At 40.1% G+C, this 20,198-nt stretch carries 18 protein-coding genes and 1 pseudogene; all 19 read left to right on the top strand.

Annotated elements, in window-relative coordinates; translation table 11 throughout:
* Positions 1–7 precede the first annotated feature (7 nt).
* Positions 8–955, top strand: a complete 948-nt coding sequence (locus tag IDJ75_RS15870; protein WP_191176601.1) for a nucleotide-diphospho-sugar transferase — start codon at positions 8–10, stop codon at positions 953–955.
* The gene (locus IDJ75_RS15865) at positions 945–1,631 is read left to right on the top strand and encodes a CatB-related O-acetyltransferase (protein ID WP_191176600.1); all 687 of its coding nucleotides are present in this window, start codon (positions 945–947) and stop codon (positions 1,629–1,631) included. Before IDJ75_RS15870 ends, IDJ75_RS15865 begins: the two co-directional genes overlap by 11 nt.
* Before the next feature lie 42 nt (positions 1,632–1,673).
* Positions 1,674–2,618, top strand: coding sequence for a glycosyltransferase family 2 protein (locus IDJ75_RS15860; RefSeq protein ID WP_191176599.1), 945 nt, complete (start codon positions 1,674–1,676; stop codon positions 2,616–2,618).
* Positions 2,584–3,723 carry an acyltransferase family protein gene (locus IDJ75_RS15855; protein ID WP_191176598.1) on the top strand — a complete coding sequence of 380 codons (1,140 nt, stop codon included), beginning with the start codon at positions 2,584–2,586 and terminating at the stop codon, positions 3,721–3,723. Before IDJ75_RS15860 ends, IDJ75_RS15855 begins: the two co-directional genes overlap by 35 nt.
* A complete protein-coding gene (locus tag IDJ75_RS15850) occupies positions 3,720–4,634 on the top strand; it encodes an FkbM family methyltransferase (protein WP_191176597.1) in 915 nt (304 codons plus the stop codon). Before IDJ75_RS15855 ends, IDJ75_RS15850 begins: the two co-directional genes overlap by 4 nt.
* Entirely contained in the window at positions 4,631–5,839 is a 1,209-nt protein-coding gene (locus IDJ75_RS15845; protein WP_191176596.1) for a glycosyltransferase family 4 protein, read from the top strand. Before IDJ75_RS15850 ends, IDJ75_RS15845 begins: the two co-directional genes overlap by 4 nt.
* Before the next feature lie 11 nt (positions 5,840–5,850).
* The gene (locus IDJ75_RS15840) at positions 5,851–6,759 is read left to right on the top strand and encodes a glycosyltransferase (RefSeq protein WP_191176595.1); all 909 of its coding nucleotides are present in this window, start codon (positions 5,851–5,853) and stop codon (positions 6,757–6,759) included.
* Positions 6,760–6,898: 139 nt separating this feature from the next.
* Positions 6,899–7,720 carry a glycosyl transferase gene (locus IDJ75_RS15835; protein WP_191176594.1) on the top strand — a complete coding sequence of 274 codons (822 nt, stop codon included), beginning with the start codon at positions 6,899–6,901 and terminating at the stop codon, positions 7,718–7,720.
* Positions 7,720–8,655 (top strand): hypothetical protein, encoded by a 936-nt coding sequence (locus IDJ75_RS15830; protein WP_191176593.1) that lies wholly within the window; start codon positions 7,720–7,722, stop codon positions 8,653–8,655. The genes IDJ75_RS15835 and IDJ75_RS15830 overlap by 1 nt, the downstream gene beginning before the upstream one ends.
* On the top strand, positions 8,634–9,599 hold the full coding sequence (locus IDJ75_RS15825; protein WP_191176592.1) for a glycosyltransferase family 2 protein: 966 nt from the start codon (positions 8,634–8,636) through the stop codon (positions 9,597–9,599). The genes IDJ75_RS15830 and IDJ75_RS15825 overlap by 22 nt, the downstream gene beginning before the upstream one ends.
* Complete coding sequence (locus IDJ75_RS15820; RefSeq protein WP_191176591.1) at positions 9,599–10,630, top strand: glycosyltransferase; 1,032 nt, start codon at positions 9,599–9,601, stop codon at positions 10,628–10,630. Before IDJ75_RS15825 ends, IDJ75_RS15820 begins: the two co-directional genes overlap by 1 nt.
* A 2-nt stretch (positions 10,631–10,632) precedes the next feature.
* Positions 10,633–11,589, top strand: a complete 957-nt coding sequence (locus tag IDJ75_RS15815) for a hypothetical protein (protein WP_191176590.1) — start codon at positions 10,633–10,635, stop codon at positions 11,587–11,589.
* The gene (locus IDJ75_RS15810) at positions 11,573–12,829 is read left to right on the top strand and encodes a glycosyltransferase family protein (protein WP_191176589.1); all 1,257 of its coding nucleotides are present in this window, start codon (positions 11,573–11,575) and stop codon (positions 12,827–12,829) included. The genes IDJ75_RS15815 and IDJ75_RS15810 overlap by 17 nt, the downstream gene beginning before the upstream one ends.
* Complete coding sequence (locus IDJ75_RS15805) at positions 12,826–14,106, top strand: glycosyltransferase (protein WP_224746631.1); 1,281 nt, start codon at positions 12,826–12,828, stop codon at positions 14,104–14,106. The genes IDJ75_RS15810 and IDJ75_RS15805 overlap by 4 nt, the downstream gene beginning before the upstream one ends.
* Positions 14,093–14,986: an FkbM family methyltransferase gene (locus IDJ75_RS15800; protein ID WP_191176588.1), complete on the top strand. Its 894-nt coding sequence runs from the start codon at positions 14,093–14,095 to the stop codon at positions 14,984–14,986. The genes IDJ75_RS15805 and IDJ75_RS15800 overlap by 14 nt, the downstream gene beginning before the upstream one ends.
* Complete coding sequence (locus IDJ75_RS15795; protein WP_317173786.1) at positions 14,973–16,169, top strand: glycosyltransferase family 4 protein; 1,197 nt, start codon at positions 14,973–14,975, stop codon at positions 16,167–16,169. Before IDJ75_RS15800 ends, IDJ75_RS15795 begins: the two co-directional genes overlap by 14 nt.
* Positions 16,169–17,575: an exosortase Y-associated Wzy-like protein gene (locus tag IDJ75_RS15790; RefSeq protein ID WP_191176587.1), complete on the top strand. Its 1,407-nt coding sequence runs from the start codon at positions 16,169–16,171 to the stop codon at positions 17,573–17,575. The genes IDJ75_RS15795 and IDJ75_RS15790 overlap by 1 nt, the downstream gene beginning before the upstream one ends.
* Complete coding sequence (locus tag IDJ75_RS15785; RefSeq protein WP_191176586.1) at positions 17,572–18,705, top strand: XrtY-associated glycosyltransferase XYAG1; 1,134 nt, start codon at positions 17,572–17,574, stop codon at positions 18,703–18,705. The genes IDJ75_RS15790 and IDJ75_RS15785 overlap by 4 nt, the downstream gene beginning before the upstream one ends.
* A pseudogene (gene xrtY, locus IDJ75_RS21550) lies at positions 18,702–20,109 on the top strand (exosortase Y). The gene IDJ75_RS15785 and the pseudogene xrtY overlap by 4 nt, the downstream one beginning before the upstream one ends.
* The last annotated feature ends 89 nt before the right edge of the window (positions 20,110–20,198 follow it).

The following is a 20,198-nucleotide window of genomic DNA, read 5'->3' as shown; positions in this document are numbered from 1 at the left end:
CTGCTAAATGTTTAACACACCCATACTATTCCTGATTTTTAACCGACCGGAGGCCACAGCAAAGGTCTTTGCAGAAATACGAAAGCAAAAGCCGAAATATTTATATATCGGTGCAGATGGGCCTAGAGATGCTGTACCGCCGGACGCGGAGCTTTGTAAAAGATGCCGGGAAATAGCAATGGGTGTTGACTGGGACTGTGAAGTTAAAACATTATTCAGAGAGCTGAATATGGGTGCTAAATACGCTGTAAGCTCTGCTATCACCTGGTTTTTTGACCATGTTGAATATGGTATCATTTTAGAAGATGATTGTTTACCCGGTAGCAGTTTTTTTCCTTATTGTGAAGAGCTTTTACTTCGATATAGGGACGACGATCAAATCATGCATATTACCGGCGCCAACTTAAATGATAGTGTCAAATATGGTAACGGCACTTACTATTATTCAGAATACCCGAATGTTTGGGGATGGGCTACATGGAAAAGGGCCTGGGATAAAATTGATCTGGAACTTACTGATACGAACCGATACTTAGCATTGATCAAAAAAAAATTCAAATATTTCTCAGAAAGATTGTTTTGGGTATCCAGAATGGCACTGTGCAAATCAAATCAGGTAGATTCATGGGATTATCCTTGGATGTTCTCTATCTGGAAAGAAAACGGCATATGCCTTAACTCAAATTATAATTTAGTAGAAAACATTGGCTTCGGGCGCGAGAGCACGCATACAAAAGGTAATAGCGTCTATTTAACTCCCGAAGTAAAGGTCATAAAGAGCATTGAACATCCATTACACTCTACAATAATCCCCAAAGCCGAAGCTGCATTTATCTATAGCTTGCACGCAATAAAAAGACAAAACGTTTTTGAATTCTACTTACGGAAATACTTTATTCAAAGGTGCATGAACTTACGTCATAAAATAAGCTTAAAAATTAAAAATGGATTTTAACCCCGCTTATAAAAACAGAATAAAAAGGTTTTTTAGGTTTTTCCTGAAATATACCTACCCCACTTTGTATAGGTTGGAACTTAAGCACACTCACCTGGATTATATCCAATCAAAAACTATCGGTTCCAAAATAAGTCCAAAAGCAAATATCAGCGGTCCGGCACAGATCAATGATAGTGAAATAGGCGACTATACCTATATTTCTATTAACTCAAGAATATTGTCAACAAAAATCGGAAAGTTTTGCAGTATAGGCCCCAATTTTTTTTGTGGATGGGGTGTTCATCCAACCAATACTCTGTCGACCTCACCGGCGTTCTATTCGTTAAAAAATCAAGCGGGAATAACATTTTCAAAAACGGATAAAGTGATTGAAAACTTGCCTATCGAAATAGGAAATGATGTTTTTATCGGCATGAATGTGACTGTTTTAGATGGCGTAAAAATTGGCAACGGTGCAATAATCGGTGCAGGTGCTATTGTTTCAAAAGATATTCCGCCGTATGCGGTAGCGGTTGGTTCTCCAATCCAAATTATTAAATATCGCTTTGAACCCACAATTATTGAAAAGCTTTTAAAAATAAAATGGTGGGATTTTGAGGAGAAAGACCTTCAGAATGTAGAAGCATTTTTATTTGATATTGAGGGATTTATAACTAAACATGATAAATCCTAACATCAGTATTTATCATATATTCATCGTAATTCTAAGATCAAAATGAATATAAAACTGCCCGACTTGCAAAAGTACAAGGCTCGTTTTGTCGATAAAGGATTAAACTATCCGTTGCCTGTTGTTAAAACTTCTGCAACGGGCTTATTAAAGAGCCTGCCCCCCGCGCCGGCCGGCAAAACAGACTGGCCATGGACAATTGAGACAGACCCAGCAGTATACGCTAATAACACAGTCTGGCCTAAATTAACTATTGTAACGCCTTCATATAACCAGGATAAATTTATAGAAGAAACGATCAGATCTGTACTGTTGCAAAACTATCCAAACCTTGAATATATTATTATTGACGGTGGCAGTACCGATAATACAAAAAAGGTTCTCGAAAAATATTCGTCATGGATAAGTTACTGGCAAAGCGAAAAAGATAACGGCCAAAGTCATGCTATCAATATGGGTTTCAGTTTAGCGGATGGAGAATATTTAGCATGGATAAATAGCGACGATTACTATTTGCAAAACGTATTTCATACAGTAGCAAACAGGTTTTTACAAACCAAAGCAGCATTTGTATATGGTTATGGCTATAATAAAAGCGCCGCGGAAGATCTGGAATTGATCAAAGTTTTGCCCTTATTAGATTACTTTATAAAGATCCCCTCTCTTATACAACCATCCTGCTTTTGGAAATTTACTATCCACCAGCCTATTTGGGAAGAGTTGCATTGCGCATTGGACTATGAACTTTGGCTGCGTATGGTGAAAGGTACGCGTAAGAGCCTTATCACCGAGCCGCTTTCGGTAACAAATATACATGATGAAGCCAAGACACATGACCCCAAAATGGCAATGAAATGGCAGGAGGATCATTTGAAAATTTGGGCTAAGGATGCACATGGTTCCGTACCGGAATGGAAAAGAATAACCTTTTTACACAGGCTCAGAAAAAAGGCGTATGAAGTATTTTCCTTTATTCAAACGAAACGATAACTTGGTACCCCAATCACAACGGTTTAGATATATAGACGCATTACGGGGAATCAGTATTATCGCTGTGGTAATTCATCATGCCCACCCATACTTTGCCGGAATGACTAGTGATAAGCTGCCCACATTTTTTGAAAAAGTATTAAATAACGGCGACAAGGGGGTTACCCTATTCTTTTTAATGAGCGCCTTTACTTTATGCCTGTCTCTCAGCAACAGGAAAGCAACGGAACAAAAGCCTGTAAGGAATTACTTTATACGGCGTTTTTTTAGAATTGCCCCGTTATACTATTTTATAATTCTTATTATATTATTGGTTCATTTCAATTCGCCATCAGTTAGTTCTACCATAAGTAACCTGTTTTTTTTGCACGGTTTTAATCCTTACTGGATCAACTCCACCGTACCGGGCGGATGGTCGGTTGGTATCGAGTCTATCTTTTATCTGATCTTTCCTTTTTTGTTTTTCAACATAACATCGGCTTATCGTGCAATAAATTTAACGCTGATTTTTATGATTGTTTCCAAAATTGCAATCAGCATATTGTTCAAAAATCCAATGATAACCGATTATGTTTTATGGCGCGTTTTTGTTTATGAAAACATCATATCCCAACTACCTGTATTTTTAATTGGTATTTGCCTGTTCCAAATTCAAAGTAAACCCACCTTAAATGGAGGGAGCCAGCTCTATAAAAGCTATATTTTTATTGCCACAATCATTATCCTTGATCTGCTGGCCGGTAATATTTTAAAAGAACATTATTTGTTTGCAATAGCATTCGCATTTTTAGCATTTGGCTTGTCAAAATTCCAAACGCCCATTCTGGTTAACTGGTTTACTGTTTGGATTGGCCAATTAAGTTATAGCATATATTTAACCCATTTAATCATCGCCAACCTCCTTATAAAATTTAACCTGAACCACTATTACCCTGATCCTGTTGTTGACACTATCGTGCGTTTCTTTATCCTATTCTCTTCAAGTATTCTTTTTTCATATGCTACTTATCACATCATCGAGCGTCCATTCCAAAAAATCGGGCAAAGATTAATTGAAAAACTTGAAGCAAAAAAACTCATGCTCACACCTATAAAAGTCAAATGATCAAAAAAGTATTGAAACGGCTGTTTAATGTCATCGGCTACACGGTAACAAAAAACCCAAGGCAGGCTGCTAATGGTTTATCATCAATAAAAATTGGCAGTTATTATTTAAAAATAAATAATAACAACGGTATCAAATATTGCTACGAAAATTACAAGGATTACGGAAGCCAGCTAACCAGGCTAACCGCTTTGGTACACAAGTATCACAGTAATTTAACGGTGGTGGATATCGGAGCGAACCTGGGTGATTCTGTCTCGCTGATCAAATCAGGCGCAGACGTACCTGTTGTTAGTATTGAAGGGGATAAGGCCATAACCGGGCTTTTCAAAACAAATACAAGCCAGTTTAAGGATGTTAAATTAATCAACGCCTTTCTTTCTGATCATACCGGGGAATTAAAATGCACATTTTCTAAAGAGGGCCATAACCTTACACTAAACACATCGGCAACTGAAAAAAAACAACAAGTTATTGATGTTCTGGATATCGACACCTTATATAAAAATGGAAGCATTGATAAATACTGTAAACTTTTAAAAATTGACACGGAAGGTTTTGATCTAAAGATCATTAAAGGCGGCAAAACTTTTTTATCTGATATAAAACCAGTTATCCTTTTTGAGTTTAACCGCGATAATTTAGCGGATACGGAGGTGGATGCGTTCACTATTTTTCCGTGGCTTTTAGATAAGGGTTACAATTTGATAATGTTTTATGAAAGTGACGGACGATTTATGTTTTCATCTGTCTTAAATAACCTGAGCTTTTTACGGCAATTGTATGAATACATTGATGGTAGAAACGCTAAAATATATTACACGGATATCGTTGTCTTTCATTCGCAGGACGACCGGATGGCAAGAGATTTTATTAGCACTGAAGAAAAGCACCGTCTTAGCCATTCATGAACATAGGCCTTGTTACCCCATATTTTGTAGACCGTGAAACCATCAATAGCGGTTTGGCCAATCACTTTTTCACACTTGCCCAAGGGCTTTCAAAGCAGGGCCATTCGGTTGTGGTGGTACATATCCGGCCGCAGTACCCCGGTGAAGACAATCTATACGAAACACAACTGCTTGCCCCGCAACTAACAGTTTTAACTTATAAAGCGGTACTACCAAAATGGCAAAAAAAACTATGCAATAACAGGTGGGCCCTGATTGATTTTTTGCTTAAAGTAAACTGCATGCTGATCGCAGCGAAAAACCTTGGTAAAATTGCTAAAACTCATCAACTTGAAGTTTTTGAAACAACCAGTTTTTTTTCGCTATGTTATCTATACATGTTTCTTAATCCTAAAGTTCCTGTTGTTACGCGCGTAAGCACCACATTTTTACAAATTATGGATAACTATTACCCTTTTAAATCGAGACTATACCGATTGATAGGGCAAATAGAAATATGGGCGATAAGAAAAAGCAAACATCTGATCACTCATGCTCATGCTCATGCGCTGGTAATCGCTGATCTTTACCGGCTAAATATTAACCATATCCAAATCATCCCACATGGTATAGTCAAACCATCGGATATTTATCCCGGCCCCAAAAATAAGCCTGCATTAAAGGTACTTTACGTTGGCCGGTTTGAATACAGAAAAGGTATTGATGTTTTATTAACGGCCATCCCTATAGTTTTAAATAAATACCCGGATGTTACCTTCGAATTGATAGGCGAGGATAAAGATAATTGGCATAAAAAAGAGTTCCTGAAAAGCGCGCCAGAAGAGTTAAGCAGTAGGGTGATATTTATGGGAGCGGTAAACAATCCGGAAACCAACCAGGCATATGCAAACTGCGACATCTTTGTCGCCCCTTCCAGGTATGAATCTTTTGGGTTGATCTATGTAGAAGCCATGAGTTATGGCAAACCGGTTATTGGTTGCCGGGTAGGCGGCGTTTCAGAAATAATTACCGACCATGAAAACGGACTATTTGCAGACCCCAACAATGCGGAAAGCTTAGCCGATAAAATAGTACTGTTATGTAAAAATGATGCCTTAAGGACGGCTATGGGCATCAATGCAAAAAAAACATTCGAAAAAAAATTTACAGACGATATACTGGCAACCCATTCGGTCGATTATTACCGGAAAGCCATTTCATCCTGATATAACAACCTGTGTTTATATCCGTAATTATACCTACTTACAATCCCGACCAAAGCCGGTTGATCAAATCTCTACAAGGATTAAAAGAACAATCCTTTCCTTTGAACGAATGGGAACTGATCATCGTTGATAATAATTCTGCCCCGCCTGTGGAGCTTAACTTAAGCTGGCATCCAAATCATCAAATTATCCATGAGCCGGAGCAGGGGCTTACATATGCCAGGATAGCTGGCTTTAACCATGCAAAAGGCAATATTGTGATTATGGTTGATGATGATAATATATTGCATAGAGATTATCTTCAAAACGCTATGGACATCTTTCTCTCAAATCCTGATCTGGGAGCTATAGGAGGCCGTTCTATTCCTTTGTTTGAGAATACACCGCCGTTTTGGTTACAAGAGTTTTATAGCGCCCTCGCTTTACGCGATATGGGGGAATCAGTCATTACAACTGGCTGGGAAAATCTATATCCTGATTGCGCACCTATAGGTGCCGGTATGTGTCTTAAAATGGAAGCGCTCGGAACTTATATGCATAAAATAAGCAATGGCAATAAAATTATTACTGACAGAACTGCGAGCAGTCTAGCTTCAGGAGGCGACAATGATATAGTGATCGAAATTTTACGATCCGGCTGGCGGGTAGGTTATTTTCCAACACTGTATTTACAACATATTATTCCCGTCCAGCGGATGCAGACCGGGTATTTGGCCCGGCTTTTATATAGTACCAACAAATCGTGGGTACAGCTTTTAGAAAACCAAGGGATAAACCCATGGGCAAAAATGAATAAAATTGCCGCCTGGCTCAGAAAAATGAAGGGTTGGTTTGCATATGCAGCCTGGAAAAACCCTGTTCAGTATATAAAATGGCGCGGTGCATGTGGGCATTTTGATGGGTTGGCCGATTATAAATAAGTATAGGCTTCAGAACATTACGTTTGTCTTAAATTATATCAACTAATTGAAACAGGTTTTAATTAATTATCTGTACCGGTACCCATTATCCGCAATTAAAAAATATAGGCGTTTTGGCGGATATGCCAACTATAGCCGAATGTTACGCGGAAAATCTTTAATGGAAAAAGCATCCTTCAATTTACCGCCCGTAACTTCAAATCCTGCTGGTTCCCCGGTTTATTTTTTAACCGGTAAAAACTATCTGTATCAAACCTTATTCTGTATCCAATCATTACACAAATGTGGTGTAGATAACCTTCGATTCATTATAGTTGATGATGGCACTTTCGACATCCGCTTAATAAAACGCATAACCAAACAACTACCCGGCGCGGAAATCATTACCAGGGAAACAATAGAAGATAACCTGCAAAAATATTTGCCGGAGCATCTCTATTCCGTTTTACATCAAAAAAGAAAGGTATACCCGCACATAAAGAAGCTGACCGATATACATACCATCCCCGGACCCGAATGGAAACTGGTACTTGATTCTGACATGTTATTTTGGAACATGCCAACTGAAATGCTTAATTGGCTTAAAACCCCCGACAACCCTATTCACATGATAGATTGCGTGGAAAGCTACGGTTACAGCACTGCGTTAATGAAACAACTTTGCGGTAGTACGGTACCAAATCTGCTGAATGTTGGCACCATAGGGTTAAAAAGTTCAAATATAAACTGGACAAAAGTAAACGAATGGGTGAAAATATTGGAAGAAAAGGAAGGCGCTTCTTACTACTTAGAACAGGCTTTAACAGCTATGCTCATCGGAAATGCGGAAACTACCATCCTTGGGCGAAACGACCATATTGTTAACCCTAATAAGATAAACCCGGGTGATATTCTGCATCATTATGTAGATGTTTCAAAAAAGATGTATTACCAGCATGCCTGGAAAAAAATATCCGACTGATGAGCATCGGGAAACTTTTTTATAAGCTATTTTACCGCCCAACTTTATTCATTCGTTACCATTTGAAACATTTTGGCTTACCAGGCTGGATAAAGATGCTTCGCGGTGAGAGGCTTATGAAAAAGGCAGCAATAAATGCATTGCCTATTCATCTCACAACAGATAATAAAGTTGTTTCCCTGTGTTTTTTAAGCGGTGATAGATATTGGCATCAAACTATATATGCTATTAAAAGCCTGCATAATAATTTTGGAGAGAACTTTAGGGTCAAGATTTATTCTGACGGTACATTAAAAGAGCATCAGGCTGCTATTATAAAAAGATTCGCCCCTGCAGTTCAAATCACGCCTGTAGAAGCTGTGGTCAAGTACTTGGATCAGGTTTTACCCGAAGAAAAATATCCTGTCTTAAGATCATTACGTAACTGGCACCCTTTTTTTCTGCGGATGATAGATATTCATTGCACGCCCGGATGGTCGGTTCACTTGGATAGTGATATGCTTTTTTTTAAACAACCGGATCATATCATAGAAGCATTTAACCAACGCAAAGCCATTTATATGCTAGACCCTGCAGAGGAATCACACTTTGTTGATAAGCCCTCGGTATTGAAGGAAAAATACGGCATAAATTGCCTGGCCTCTGTAAACGGTGGCATTATAGCTTATGATAACGATAATGTTGATTATACCGATCTTGAACAAAAGGCCAGCTTACTAATGAACAATTATCCGGAAGCTGGCCCCGCACGCATAGAGCAAACGCTTATGAGTTATTTGCTTTACCGCCAAAATGCAGAACCTCTTGATAAAAAGACATATAGCATTCATTATGACAGCCAAATATATGTGAGCGATGATGATATCGTAAGGCATTATATTTTCAAAGCAAAACTTCCTTATTTTCAGGACGAATGGAAAAAGATCCCCCTTTAGTTTCTATCTGTATGCCTGCTTATAATGCAGGTAAGTATATATCAGAAGCTGTTAATTCCATAATTGCTCAATCTTATCAAAATTGGGAATTGATTATTGTTAACGATGGGTCTACGGATGATACAGCGGAGGAATTAAAAAAGATCACGGACGAGCGGATTAAGATATATGATCAGAACAACCAGGGCCAGTGTGCTGCGGCGAATAAAGCGTTCAGTTTTTCAAAGGGTGCGCTAATCAAGTTTATGGATGCCGATGATATGATCTCGATAAATCATATTTCAAGCCAGGTTGCTACCTTGTCCGGCACAACTAAGGACATTGCCTTCGGTTCCTGGGGTAGGTTTTATGACGATGACATTGAAACATTCAGTTTAAATACAGAAATAATCAAACTGGATATGCAACCATTTGATTGGCTGGTTCAGTCGATGACAGGGAAACAAGTAATGTTACAATGCGCCCTTTGGCTTATACCCCGATCGATAATTGATCGCGCTGGCTTATGGGATGACCGGCTTTGTTTAATAAATGATTTTGAGTTTTTTATCAGGTTGCTTCTGCATTCCCAACAACTAAAGTACAGCGAAAATGCCATTCTTTATTACCGAAGCGGCGTTCCGGGGTCATTATCCGGAACCAGATCCGCGAAAAGCGCCCGATCGGCTTATAACTCCATTAACTGGGGTACACAACACTTATTAAAAGTTGAAAACACACCCCGGATACGAAAGATCGCAGCCGATTGCTTTCAAGACCTCATTTACACGCTTTATCCGGATCATAAAGCGATTGTAGAAGAAGCCAGGCAAAAAGTTAAGGAATATGGTGGGTCTGATATTCCCTTTCAGGCGGGTGGGTTTACAAAAATCCTTGTTCAATTAATGGGTTGGAAAGCGGCCAAAGTAATTAGGTCGCGTTTTTATAAAAGCATGAGCAAATAATGAAAATATTACTTCTGATGGATCCGTTTATACCGGTGCCGCCTGAACATTACGGCGGGATCGAACGTGTTGTCTACGATATTGCCGAACAGTACGTAAAGCTTGGGCATACTGTTACCATTGTTGCGGGTCCCAACTCTAAATCGCCCGACAGGCTTATTATGTACGGGCAAAATGGCCCGTTAAACCCGTCGGTAAGCTTTAAATTATTAGCACAAGTATTTTTTATATTAAAAAAGGAAATTAAACAACACGATGTGATCCATAATTTTGGTCGCTTAATATTTCTTGCCCCTTTTTTAAAAAACAAGATCCGCAAGGTGCAGACCTATATGCGCTATGTAAACCGCCGCAATATCAAATGGTTCGACAATCTCGGTCCCGTAAACCTTTCTTATACGGCTGTTTCAAATGCAATAGTAAACACGGGTAAAACAAATAACAGCCATTGGCATACGGTATATAATTGCACCCAAATTTCACGTTTCGAATATAAAGAAAATGCATCTCGGGATAGTTACCTCGCGTTTTTAGGCCGCATAGAACGTTGCAAGGGTTTGCACAGCGCAATAAGTGTTGCACTTCAGACGGATAAAAAACTGATAATCGCAGGCAATATTTCAGACCTGGAGCATGAACGAGAATATTTTGAGCAGGAGATAAAACCTCTTATTGATAACAAACAGATATCCTACATCGGTCAGGTAAACGATACGCAAAAAAACAATCTTTTAGGCAATGCAAGCGCCTTGCTTACACCTGTAGAATGGTTTGAGCCCTTCCCTATCATCATACCAGAAGCTTACGCCTGCGGTACTCCGGTACTTGGTTTTGACAATGGCGGTATAGCCGAGGGCATTAATCCTGGAATTACTGGCTTTGTAAGCAGCAACGTGGCAGAAATGGTTAAACACGTTAACCAGATCGGGGAACTTAGCCGGCATGCCTGCCGCCAGAAAGCTGAGAATGATTACAGCGCGAAAAAAATAGCCAATGATTATCTGTCGATATACGCCATAACACCCAAATGAGCATGATGCATAATACAACCCTTCAAATAAATCTTTCCCCGGGCGACGTTAATTATGCCGATCTTACAGTACCTGCCTTGATCAACCATCATCGCAATATTAAAGATCGTTTATTGGTGGTGGATTGTTGCCGCCCACAAAAAACAAAATTGGTTGATCCTGATACAAAATATCCTTTAAACATTTTTCAACAAAATGTGGAGCGCATCACAGCAATAAGCGAACGCTTCTTAAAAAGCGGCCTGGTAACGGATGTTTATTACTTAAAACCGGGCGATGAACTTTTTAAACACCTCTCAAAAAAATACCTTAACGGTGTTTATGATTGCACCCACGGCGCCGGCGGCACAGCAAATATGGGCTATTGGGCCGGTATAGAACTGCCTCGCACAAAATATGTGTTACACTACGACGGCGATATTATTTTATATCAAAAGCCTGGGTATTTTTGGCATGAAGATGCTTTGGGCTATTTAAACGAGGCAGATGACAACGTTTTTGCGACACCACGCCTTTGCCCGCCTTTAGCAGGTGCCGCAATTGACATGCCCTCCATTAAGGAAGGGAGGCCCTATACATCACATCAGGGATATTGGAAAAATGATTGGTTTTCTACCCGTCATTTTTTGGCAGATAGGGAAAAGCTCGACCGTTTTTTACCCCTCGTAAGGGGTAAGCTGAGGATGGAACTATTTATCAGGAAATATGGCCGGAGGGCATTTCCTCTTGACCCGGAAATTGTGTTGTTCAGGTCATTACCACCTCGCGGAGGAAGAAAGATCACCCTAAAAAGCGTTGACGCCTGGATCACCCATCCACTTAACAAGCCACAATCTTTTTTAGATATTTTGCCACAGATGATCAATATGGTTGCTGAAGGGAAACACCCTGATGAACAGAGAGGCCACGAAAACATAATACCAGATGCCTGGATAAACTACCTTGGAAAACAATCTTAACAATATAAAGGCACATATCGTACTGGTAACATCCGGTCAGCCAACATTAAACCCAAGGCTGGTAAAAGAAGCCGATGCCCTGGTAAGTGCCGGCTATCAGGTAACCGTTATATACCAACATTGGAATGCCTGGGGTACAAAGTATGACACCGGCCTGCTAGCAAAAAAAGCATGGCGTTGCATACGGGTTGGAGGGGCAACTAACGAAAAAAGATCGGTTTATTTACTAAGCAGAATCATCCATAAAGCCGGCAATATCGTTGCTAAATATTTCGGATTTGGGTTAGGGGCGGCCGAACTGGCCTTGGGTAGGTGTACCATATTATTGTATAAGGAGGCATTAAAGCATCCGGCTGATCTATACATCGCTCACAACCTTGCAGCGCTGCCCGCGGTAGTAAAAGCAGCCAAAAAAGCCAGGGCGAAATGCGGTTTTGATATGGAAGACTATCATAGGAACGAAGTGCATGATAACCCTAAGGAATTTGATGTCCGGCTTAAAACTTATATTGAAGAAAAATACATCCCGCTAACAAATTATTTAACGGCAAGCAGCAAACATATTGCGTATAATTATCAGCTTATTTTTCCTTCAAAAAAGATCGTTCCTATTTTAAATGTTTTCCCAAAAAACCAGCATGAACAAAACATAAAAACCGGCAGTACCTTAAAACTATTCTGGTTTTCTCAGTCGGTTGGTTTAAACCGTGGTATCGAAGATGTATTAAGGGCATTGAAATTATTAGAGCCTGCAGCAATAGAGTTTCATATATTGGGGCAGCTTACTATCCCGGTCAAAGAGGCGCTGGCGCAGATCATAAAAACATTAGAATTTTTATGCCAACCTGCTATATTTTATCACGATCCTATACATCCTGATAGCCTGATACAGTTTGCAAGCCAATTTGATATAGGGCTCGCCCTTGAGACCGGTTTTTCGATAAATAACAAAATGGCGTTAAGCAATAAAATTTTCACCTATATCAATGCTGGGCTGGCAATTATCGCAACTGATACGCCTGCACAGAAATACCTTATCGATAAGTACCCTTTAATTGGCAAATTATATAAGCCTGACGATCATGCTGCACTTTCAATCATCGTAAGAAATTACATAGACCACCCCACCCTGCTCAAAGACACGAGACAAGCTGCTTACCAGGCTGGGCAGGCCGCTTTAAACTGGGAAACTGAGCGCAGCAAATTTCTTGCTGTGGTCACAAATACGCTCTCCAATTGAAACGGCTTCTCATTATCTCGCCCTATTTTGCACCGGTTAACGCGGCAGATATGCAACGGGTGCGCATGAGCCTGCCCTATTTTGCCGATAATGGATGGGAAGCTGAGGTAGTTATGGTTGATGAAAAATATACCGAAATAGCTAAAGATGAACTGTTGCTGCAAACAATACCCGGCCATATAAAAATACATACAGTAAAAGCATTCGATAAGAGATTTACAGGTAAGTTTGGTTTGGGCAGTATTGCTTTGCGCGCGCTTTGGTTTTACAGGCAAAAGGTAAACCAACTTCTCACTACCGCTAAATATGATCTGATCTATTTTTCAACCACCCAGTTCCCGGTATGTGTTTTGGGTTCTTACTGGAAACACAGATTCGGCATCCCTTACGTAATTGACATGCAGGACCCATGGCATTCAACTTATTATCAGGATAAGCCCGAGTCGCTGCGACCAAAAAAATATTGGTTCTCTTATCGTTTAAACAAATATCTGGAACCTGTAGCTATGAAGCAGGTTGACGGCCTTATCAGTGTTTCTGAAAGTTATATAACTGATTTAAAAAGCAGGTATCCGCGCATTAGTCGCGTTCCTGCTGCTACCATTACTTTTGGCGCGTTCGAGAAAGATATGGAAATAGCCATCGCCAACCAACACCTTTTTACGCCTATATTACAATCCGGTTATCTAAATATCGTTTATGTTGGTCGTGGCGGTGCAGACATGCACCAGTCAATAACTACTATATTTGACGCTGTAAAGCACGGGCTTATTAATAACCCCTCTTTATATACACTCGTTAAAATATATTTCATCGGAACAAGTTATGCACCGACTGGCGAAGGGAAAGCAACCATCCTGCCACTTGCAATGCAATATGGCCTTGAAGAACATGTTGTAGAAATCACCGACCGTATCAGCTTTTTTCACACCCTTATTACTTTAAAACAATCCGATGGGTTATTTATGCCCGGGTCTGATGATCCGAAATATACGGCATCCAAAATATACCCTTACCTGGCAACTCAAAAACCGCTTCTGGCCATTTTTCATCCTTTAAGCCCGGCCATTAACGTTTTGAAGGAATACGGAGCAAAGTATTGTTATACCTTTGAAAATATACAAAGGGATGATATTGACCGCTTTATTTCTGACCTTTCCGCAGGTAAAGAGAACATACAGCATTATCAACCAGGTGCCATTGAAAAATACTCCGCGCAGCAAATGACAAAAAAGCAATGTCTGCTTTTTGATAAAGCATTAAATGGAAAAAATTAAAAGAACTTTTGGGTTTATCTTCAATCACCCCTTGGGTAAAAGGCACCCTGCCCGGGCCTTGTTAAAATTTCTTTACTGGCAATTGCAAAGTAACCTGGCGCCTGCAAAACTGATCATTAAATCATTTATACATCCGGTTAAATTTTATTCCCGCAGGGGTTTGACAGGTATTACCGGGAATATTTATACAGGATTGCACGAGTTTGATGACATGGGTTTTCTTCTGCATTTCCTGAGGCCCGGTGATATTTTCTTTGATATAGGGGCAAACGTAGGGTCATATACCCTATTGGCATCAGGCGTATGCGGCGCAAAAACAATAGCGATAGAGCCATCAAAAACTACTTTTTCTTTACTGCAGCAAAATACGGCACTAAACGGACTGCAAAAAAAAGTTACGCTGGTCAATGCCGGGGCAGGTGCTGAGCCCGGCAGCTTATCTTTCTCAAAAAATAATGACACCACTAATCGCATCCTGGCAATCGGAGAATTACAGGGCAACGATTTTGAACAAGTGGATATCATCACTATCGATTCTTTATCGGCTACATATAGCCCTTCACTCATAAAAATTGATGTGGAAGGTTTTGAAACAGCTGTTTTAAACGGCATGCCTAATACTTTAAAACACCCTTCACTAAAAGCAATTATCATTGAACTTAATGGAGCAGGATGGCATTATGGTTATGATGAACAGGATATTCATCAATTGCTCCTGAACAACGGTTTTAAACCCTATGCATACGACCCGCTGAAAAGAGCGCTGGAGCTTTTACAGCTCTATGGCACTTACAATACCATTTATTGCAGGGATAGCAGTTTTATTACCGAGCGCTTAAAAACCGCCAAGCCGTTTAACGTAATGGGTGAAACTATTTAACATGCGTTTAGCCATCGTCACCACACATCCTATACAATATTACGCGCCGGTGTTTAGACTGTTACACCAGCGACGAATTATTCAAATTAAGGTTTTTTACACTTGGGGAGAAGGTGCTATTCAAAAGCATGACCCAGGTTTCGGCAAAAATATTGAATGGGATATTCCCCTTTTAGACGAATATCCTTACGAGTGGGTAAAAAATACAGCTACCGACCCCGGTTCGCATCATAACAAAGGTATTATCAACCCCGACCTGATTTCCCGGATCGAAGAATATAAGCCCGACGCTCTTTTGGTTTTTGGCTGGGCATATCACGCACACGCAAAGGTTATGCGTTATTATAAAAGCAAACTTTTTGTTTGCTTCAGGGGAGATTCTACTTTATTGGATGAAAAATCATCGTACCGTGCCGCAATTCGAAAGCTATTTCTAACCCGGATGTATAAGAATGTAGATCATGCATTTTATGTTGGATCCAATAACAAAGCCTATTTCAAAAAGTACGGTTTAAAAAGCGAACAGCTTAGCCTTGCCCCGCATGCGATAGATAACGACCGTTTTGCAGCAGATAGGTCGGTTGAAGCTGCACGGCTTAGGAATATTTTAGGTATAGATAAAGATAGTGTACTGGTTTTGTTTGCGGGAAAGCTGGAAGAAAAGAAATCGCCCCTGTTATTGTTGGATGCTTTTAAAAAAGCTGGTATAAACCACAGCCACCTTTTATTTGTGGGGAATGGGGCATTAGCGAACAAATTAAAGAGCGAGGCCGATCAGGCGGCGAACATACACTTCATGGATTTTCAAAATCAAACATCTATGCCGGTCGTTTACCAGGCGTGCGACTTGTTCTGCCTGCCTTCAAAAGGCCCCGGTGAAACATGGGGGTTGGCTGTAAACGAAGCCATGGCATGCGGTAAGGCAATCCTGGTTTCAGATAAAGTAGGTTGCGCTGTTGATCTGGTCAGTAATAACGGCGTTATTTTTAAAAGTGAACAAACAGATGAACTGATCGCTGTTTTAAAAAGCCTTTGTGCAGATAAAACTATTTTGACAAAAATGGGAAAACGATCTGCGGAGATCATCCGTAATTTTTCTTTTGTAGCTATTGCGAAGGCTATTGAAAGTAAATTGACGGAACATTACAATCAAAGATTTATATTGCCGGTTACCCGTAGTTAATGGAAAAGAAGATAGCTTTTGAAAGAATATTAGCCTTATACATACCATGGGCGCTGGCATGCCTGTTTCGGTCGGATGCTTTGCTTTCTTATTTTATTGCCTGGAGCGGATCCTTTTTTATATTTTATATCACGCTGTGCGGCTGGGTTAAACCCTTACCAAACGACCGCCCCATTGGCGAACAACTCATGCGGCCTATATTTTTGGTACAGATTATTTTTGCCGGTTACACCTGTTGCACATCTATCTTTTACCTGTTTAATGTTTTAGGTTATGATAATTTCAGCAAGTCAAATACACTTGTTTTAACCGACGGCAATATGTTAGCCCTTACGGCGCAGTGCCAGCGGTATTATTGTTTAGGCCATGCCGCCTTTGTAACCGGCATCCTGCTTTTCATGAAATATCCTGTAAAGCATAAATTTAAAGTTGAAAATGATAACCTGGCAAATCTTTTATTTTATGCTGCGATCATAGCATTGCCTTTGTCGATAGTTTTTATGAAAGTGCCTGGCCTGTCTCAATTTTCAAATCAGTTCTCTTCCTTAAGTTTTGTAGCAGGTACACTTGCCTTAGCTTTTGCGATACCGCAAAAAAAAATGCTGAACACAGCCATATCACTGGGTCTCTATTTTTCCAACTTTTACAGCGCACTCACATCTGGCTTTAAAGAGCCTATTATCATAAGTGTTCTAATACTCGGCATATTTTTATATCCTACGTATAAAAAAGTGGTATTAGCTATTTTCGTACCTGTTTTACTCGCGCTTTTTTTCCTGTTACCCACTTATGCCAAAATATTCCGTCAGAATGCATGGGGAGATCAGGTATCTGCCGATGATGCCTCACAACTTGCATTAGATGCAGCGTTAAACCCGGGCGATGATGTTGACGATACAAATTGGGGGTTCCTGGTTTTTCGCCTAAGTGAAATAGATATGTTTACCACATTCATCAGTTCGACTCCTGAAAAAATTGATTATTACCATTATGATCTTCTTGAGCAATCTGTAGTAGCGATCATCCCAAGGATATTTTGGCCGGAGAAGCCAAGTACTGAGGACCTGGTTATGGAACGGGTGTATGACGCCGGCGTTGTTTACAGGGGAGCGAATGTTTCTGCCAAACCAGCCTTTATTGTAGATGCCTACCTGTCATTTGGCCAATTCGGTATTTGGATATTTTTATTTGTGTATGGCGCGGCGGCACAATTAATTTCTTTAAAAGCCGAAAAGCTGTTCGGCGGATATCTTTTAGGCACAGCGTTAATATTTTCAGGGCTTTTTCAGATATTCTGGCGCGGATTAAGCCTGGAGTTTATTATCAATTCTGTTTTCTGGAGTTATATCAGCATGCTAATTATCGCGTGGGTCTTACGTTATAAAAATATAATTCGGCCGATTTGAAAATATTACACATTATTGCCGCTTATAAACCCGCTGTAATTTATGGTGGCCCTACCATGTCGGTAGCCATGCTATGCGAGGAACTTGTGAAAAGCGGCGTACTTGTTGAGGTTTTTACAACAACAGCCAATGGTGCTACAGAATTGCCTGTTACAACCAACACACCAACAAAAGTAGATGGCGTAACTGTAACTTATTTTAAACGCTTAACAAAAGACCATACGCACTTCTCCCCTGCTTTGTTAAAGGCTTTATGGAAACGCGCTACCGAATTTGATGCTATCCATATCCATGCATGGTGGAACCTTGTATCAATATTTTCATGTTTAATAGCGTTGCGCCGGGGCATACCGGTTATACTATCGCCCAGGGGTACGTTAAGCAATTATTCATTTACTAATAATAACACCGGTAAAAAGAGGTTTATCCATAAATATTTAGGCAAAAAACTGCTGGCCAAATGCCACATGCATGTTACATCGGTAAGGGAAGCCGAGACTATTACAAAGCTTGTTTCACCAAAAAGTATCACAACAATATCAAACTTTGTAAAGATCGAAAATGCCGGGATGAATGCTCTTCCCCCCGTATCTTTTCCCCCGCTAAAGCTGCTTTTCTTTTCGCGCATCGAAGAAAAAAAAGGCTTAAATCTATTGCTCAATGCATTGCCATTGCTTACTGTGCCCTTCCATTTAACTATTGCAGGCAATGGTGATAAAAGCTACATTGATCAATTAAAAGCATTAGTGCATCCGGATATGATAAATAAAGTAACCTGGGGTGGCTTTTACAACGATGATAAGTTTGACCTGTTGCGCCGGCATCATTTAATGGTACTCCCCTCGCACGATGAAAATTTTGGTAACGTTGTTATTGAAAGCCTTAGTGTTGGGACAGCTGTGCTGGTAAGCGAAAATGTTGGCTTGGCCGGGTATGTGAATATGCATCAGTTAGGCTGGGTTTGCAGTACAAATACAGCATCTATAAGTGAAACTATAAACTATATTGCCAATAAACAATATCAGCAGCTTGAAATAATAAGAACTTCTGCCCCGGATACCGTACGCGGGGATTTTACAGGTGATAAATTGGTACAGCAATATATTGGTCTTTATAAAAAACTAAAGTGAACCAGCATTTTTCATTTATCATATTAACCTATAACGAAGCAAGGCACTTGCCCAGGCTGCTCAGTTCTATCGCCGGTTTGCATGCCGAAACATTTATAATGGATTCGGGAAGTACGGATGGTACATTGAGTATTGCTACTGATGCAGGGGCAACCATTTTACAGCATCCGTTTGAAAATCATCCCAAACAATGGGATTTTGCCCTCAAAAATTTTGCTGTTAAAACTCCCTGGATTATTTGCCTGGATGCCGACCAAATTGTAACGCCCGAACTTTATAAACAACTGGACGACTTTAAGGATGAGGACTATAAGGATGTTAACGGTATTTACTTTAACCGTAAGAACTTTTTTAAAGGTAAATGGATAAAGCATGGCGGCTACTACCCCTTTTACCTGCTCAAAATGATCCGCTTTGGTGTGGGATTTTCGGACACTAACGAAAACATGGACCATCGGCTAATTGTGCCGGGGAATACCATCATTTGGAAACAGGGCCACCTGTTAGAAGAAAACCTGAAAGAAAATAAGATCAGTTTCTGGATAGAAAAACACAATAAATACAGCGACCTGCTTGCACACGAAGAACTGGAGCGCATGCTTAGCATCAGGCAACAAATTATAAAGCCACGTTTTTGGGGTTCGCCAGATGAGCGTACCGCCTGGCTAAAACAACACTGGTGGAAAATGCCGCGTTATACAAGGCCAATGCTTTATTTTATATACCGTATTATATTTAAACTGGGTATTTTAGATGGGCGCACCGGCCTCATCTTTCATTTTATGCAGGCTTATTGGTTTAGGCTGGTAGTGGATATTAAAATTGATGAACTGTTAAAACAACGTGAAAGTGAAAACAGGTAAAGCAAAGTTGAGCCCGCCTGTAATATTTGCCATAAAATTTGTGTGCCTGTTTGGCCTGCTATATGGTTTTTATCTGGGTTACCTGAGCATAACCTCTCCCGGCGGGCACTATATTGCTTTTTTTGATACCCACCTTAATTTTATTGCATGGTTAAGATCCCTACTGATTGAAAGCAGCGCCGCTATCTTAAACCTGCTTGGTTACCAAACCAAAACAGCTGCCGACCAGATGCTTGTTGTTGGGCGCAATATGGTGTATGTGGGTTATGATTGCCTGGGCTTTGGTGTTATGTGCTTTTTTACTGCTTTTGTATTAACCTATCCTGGCATATTAAAGCCTAAATTATACTTTTGGGCCACCGGGTTAATTACAATACAACTTATCAACCTGTCTCGCTTTGTAATACTTTCGCTTTACTGGCATCCAAGTTCAAGTATTTATCTGTCAGATCATCATACTATATTTAACATCATAGTTTATATCTTTATTGCTATAAGCGTGTATTTCTATACCCGCTACCAGGATCGTTTAGCTAATTAAGAATAATCTGCCTGTATTCTGGGGGGCTTCCGTTATATCATAACTGCTGCCTTAATATGGGGCATATTCTAATATACTTTTGCCATAAA

It is taken from the genome of Mucilaginibacter rigui (assembly GCF_014773275.1).
Classification (GTDB): Bacteria; Bacteroidota; Bacteroidia; order Sphingobacteriales; family Sphingobacteriaceae; genus Mucilaginibacter; species Mucilaginibacter rigui_A.
The sequence above is the reverse complement of the archived record's forward strand: the minus strand, read 5'-3'. Positions and strand labels throughout refer to the sequence as shown.

Bases quoted from the DNA above. Each gene is read 5' to 3' on its own strand.
- IDJ75_RS15870 (WP_191176601.1), top strand. From the start codon at position 8: ATGTTTAACACACCCATACTATTCCTGATTTTTAACCGACCGGAGGCC.
- IDJ75_RS15865 (WP_191176600.1), top strand. From the start codon at position 945: ATGGATTTTAACCCCGCTTATAAAAACAGAATAAAAAGGTTTTTTAGG.
- IDJ75_RS15860 (WP_191176599.1), top strand. From the start codon at position 1,674: ATGAATATAAAACTGCCCGACTTGCAAAAGTACAAGGCTCGTTTTGTC.
- IDJ75_RS15855 (WP_191176598.1), top strand. From the start codon at position 2,584: ATGAAGTATTTTCCTTTATTCAAACGAAACGATAACTTGGTACCCCAA.
- IDJ75_RS15850 (WP_191176597.1), top strand. From the start codon at position 3,720: ATGATCAAAAAAGTATTGAAACGGCTGTTTAATGTCATCGGCTACACG.
- IDJ75_RS15845 (WP_191176596.1), top strand. From the start codon at position 4,631: ATGAACATAGGCCTTGTTACCCCATATTTTGTAGACCGTGAAACCATC.
- IDJ75_RS15835 (WP_191176594.1), top strand. From the start codon at position 6,899: ATGTTACGCGGAAAATCTTTAATGGAAAAAGCATCCTTCAATTTACCG.
- IDJ75_RS15830 (WP_191176593.1), top strand. From the start codon at position 7,720: ATGAGCATCGGGAAACTTTTTTATAAGCTATTTTACCGCCCAACTTTA.
- IDJ75_RS15825 (WP_191176592.1), top strand. From the start codon at position 8,634: ATGGAAAAAGATCCCCCTTTAGTTTCTATCTGTATGCCTGCTTATAAT.
- IDJ75_RS15820 (WP_191176591.1), top strand. From the start codon at position 9,599: ATGAAAATATTACTTCTGATGGATCCGTTTATACCGGTGCCGCCTGAA.
- IDJ75_RS15815 (WP_191176590.1), top strand. From the start codon at position 10,633: ATGATGCATAATACAACCCTTCAAATAAATCTTTCCCCGGGCGACGTT.
- IDJ75_RS15800 (WP_191176588.1), top strand. From the start codon at position 14,093: ATGGAAAAAATTAAAAGAACTTTTGGGTTTATCTTCAATCACCCCTTG.
- IDJ75_RS15790 (WP_191176587.1), top strand. From the start codon at position 16,169: ATGGAAAAGAAGATAGCTTTTGAAAGAATATTAGCCTTATACATACCA.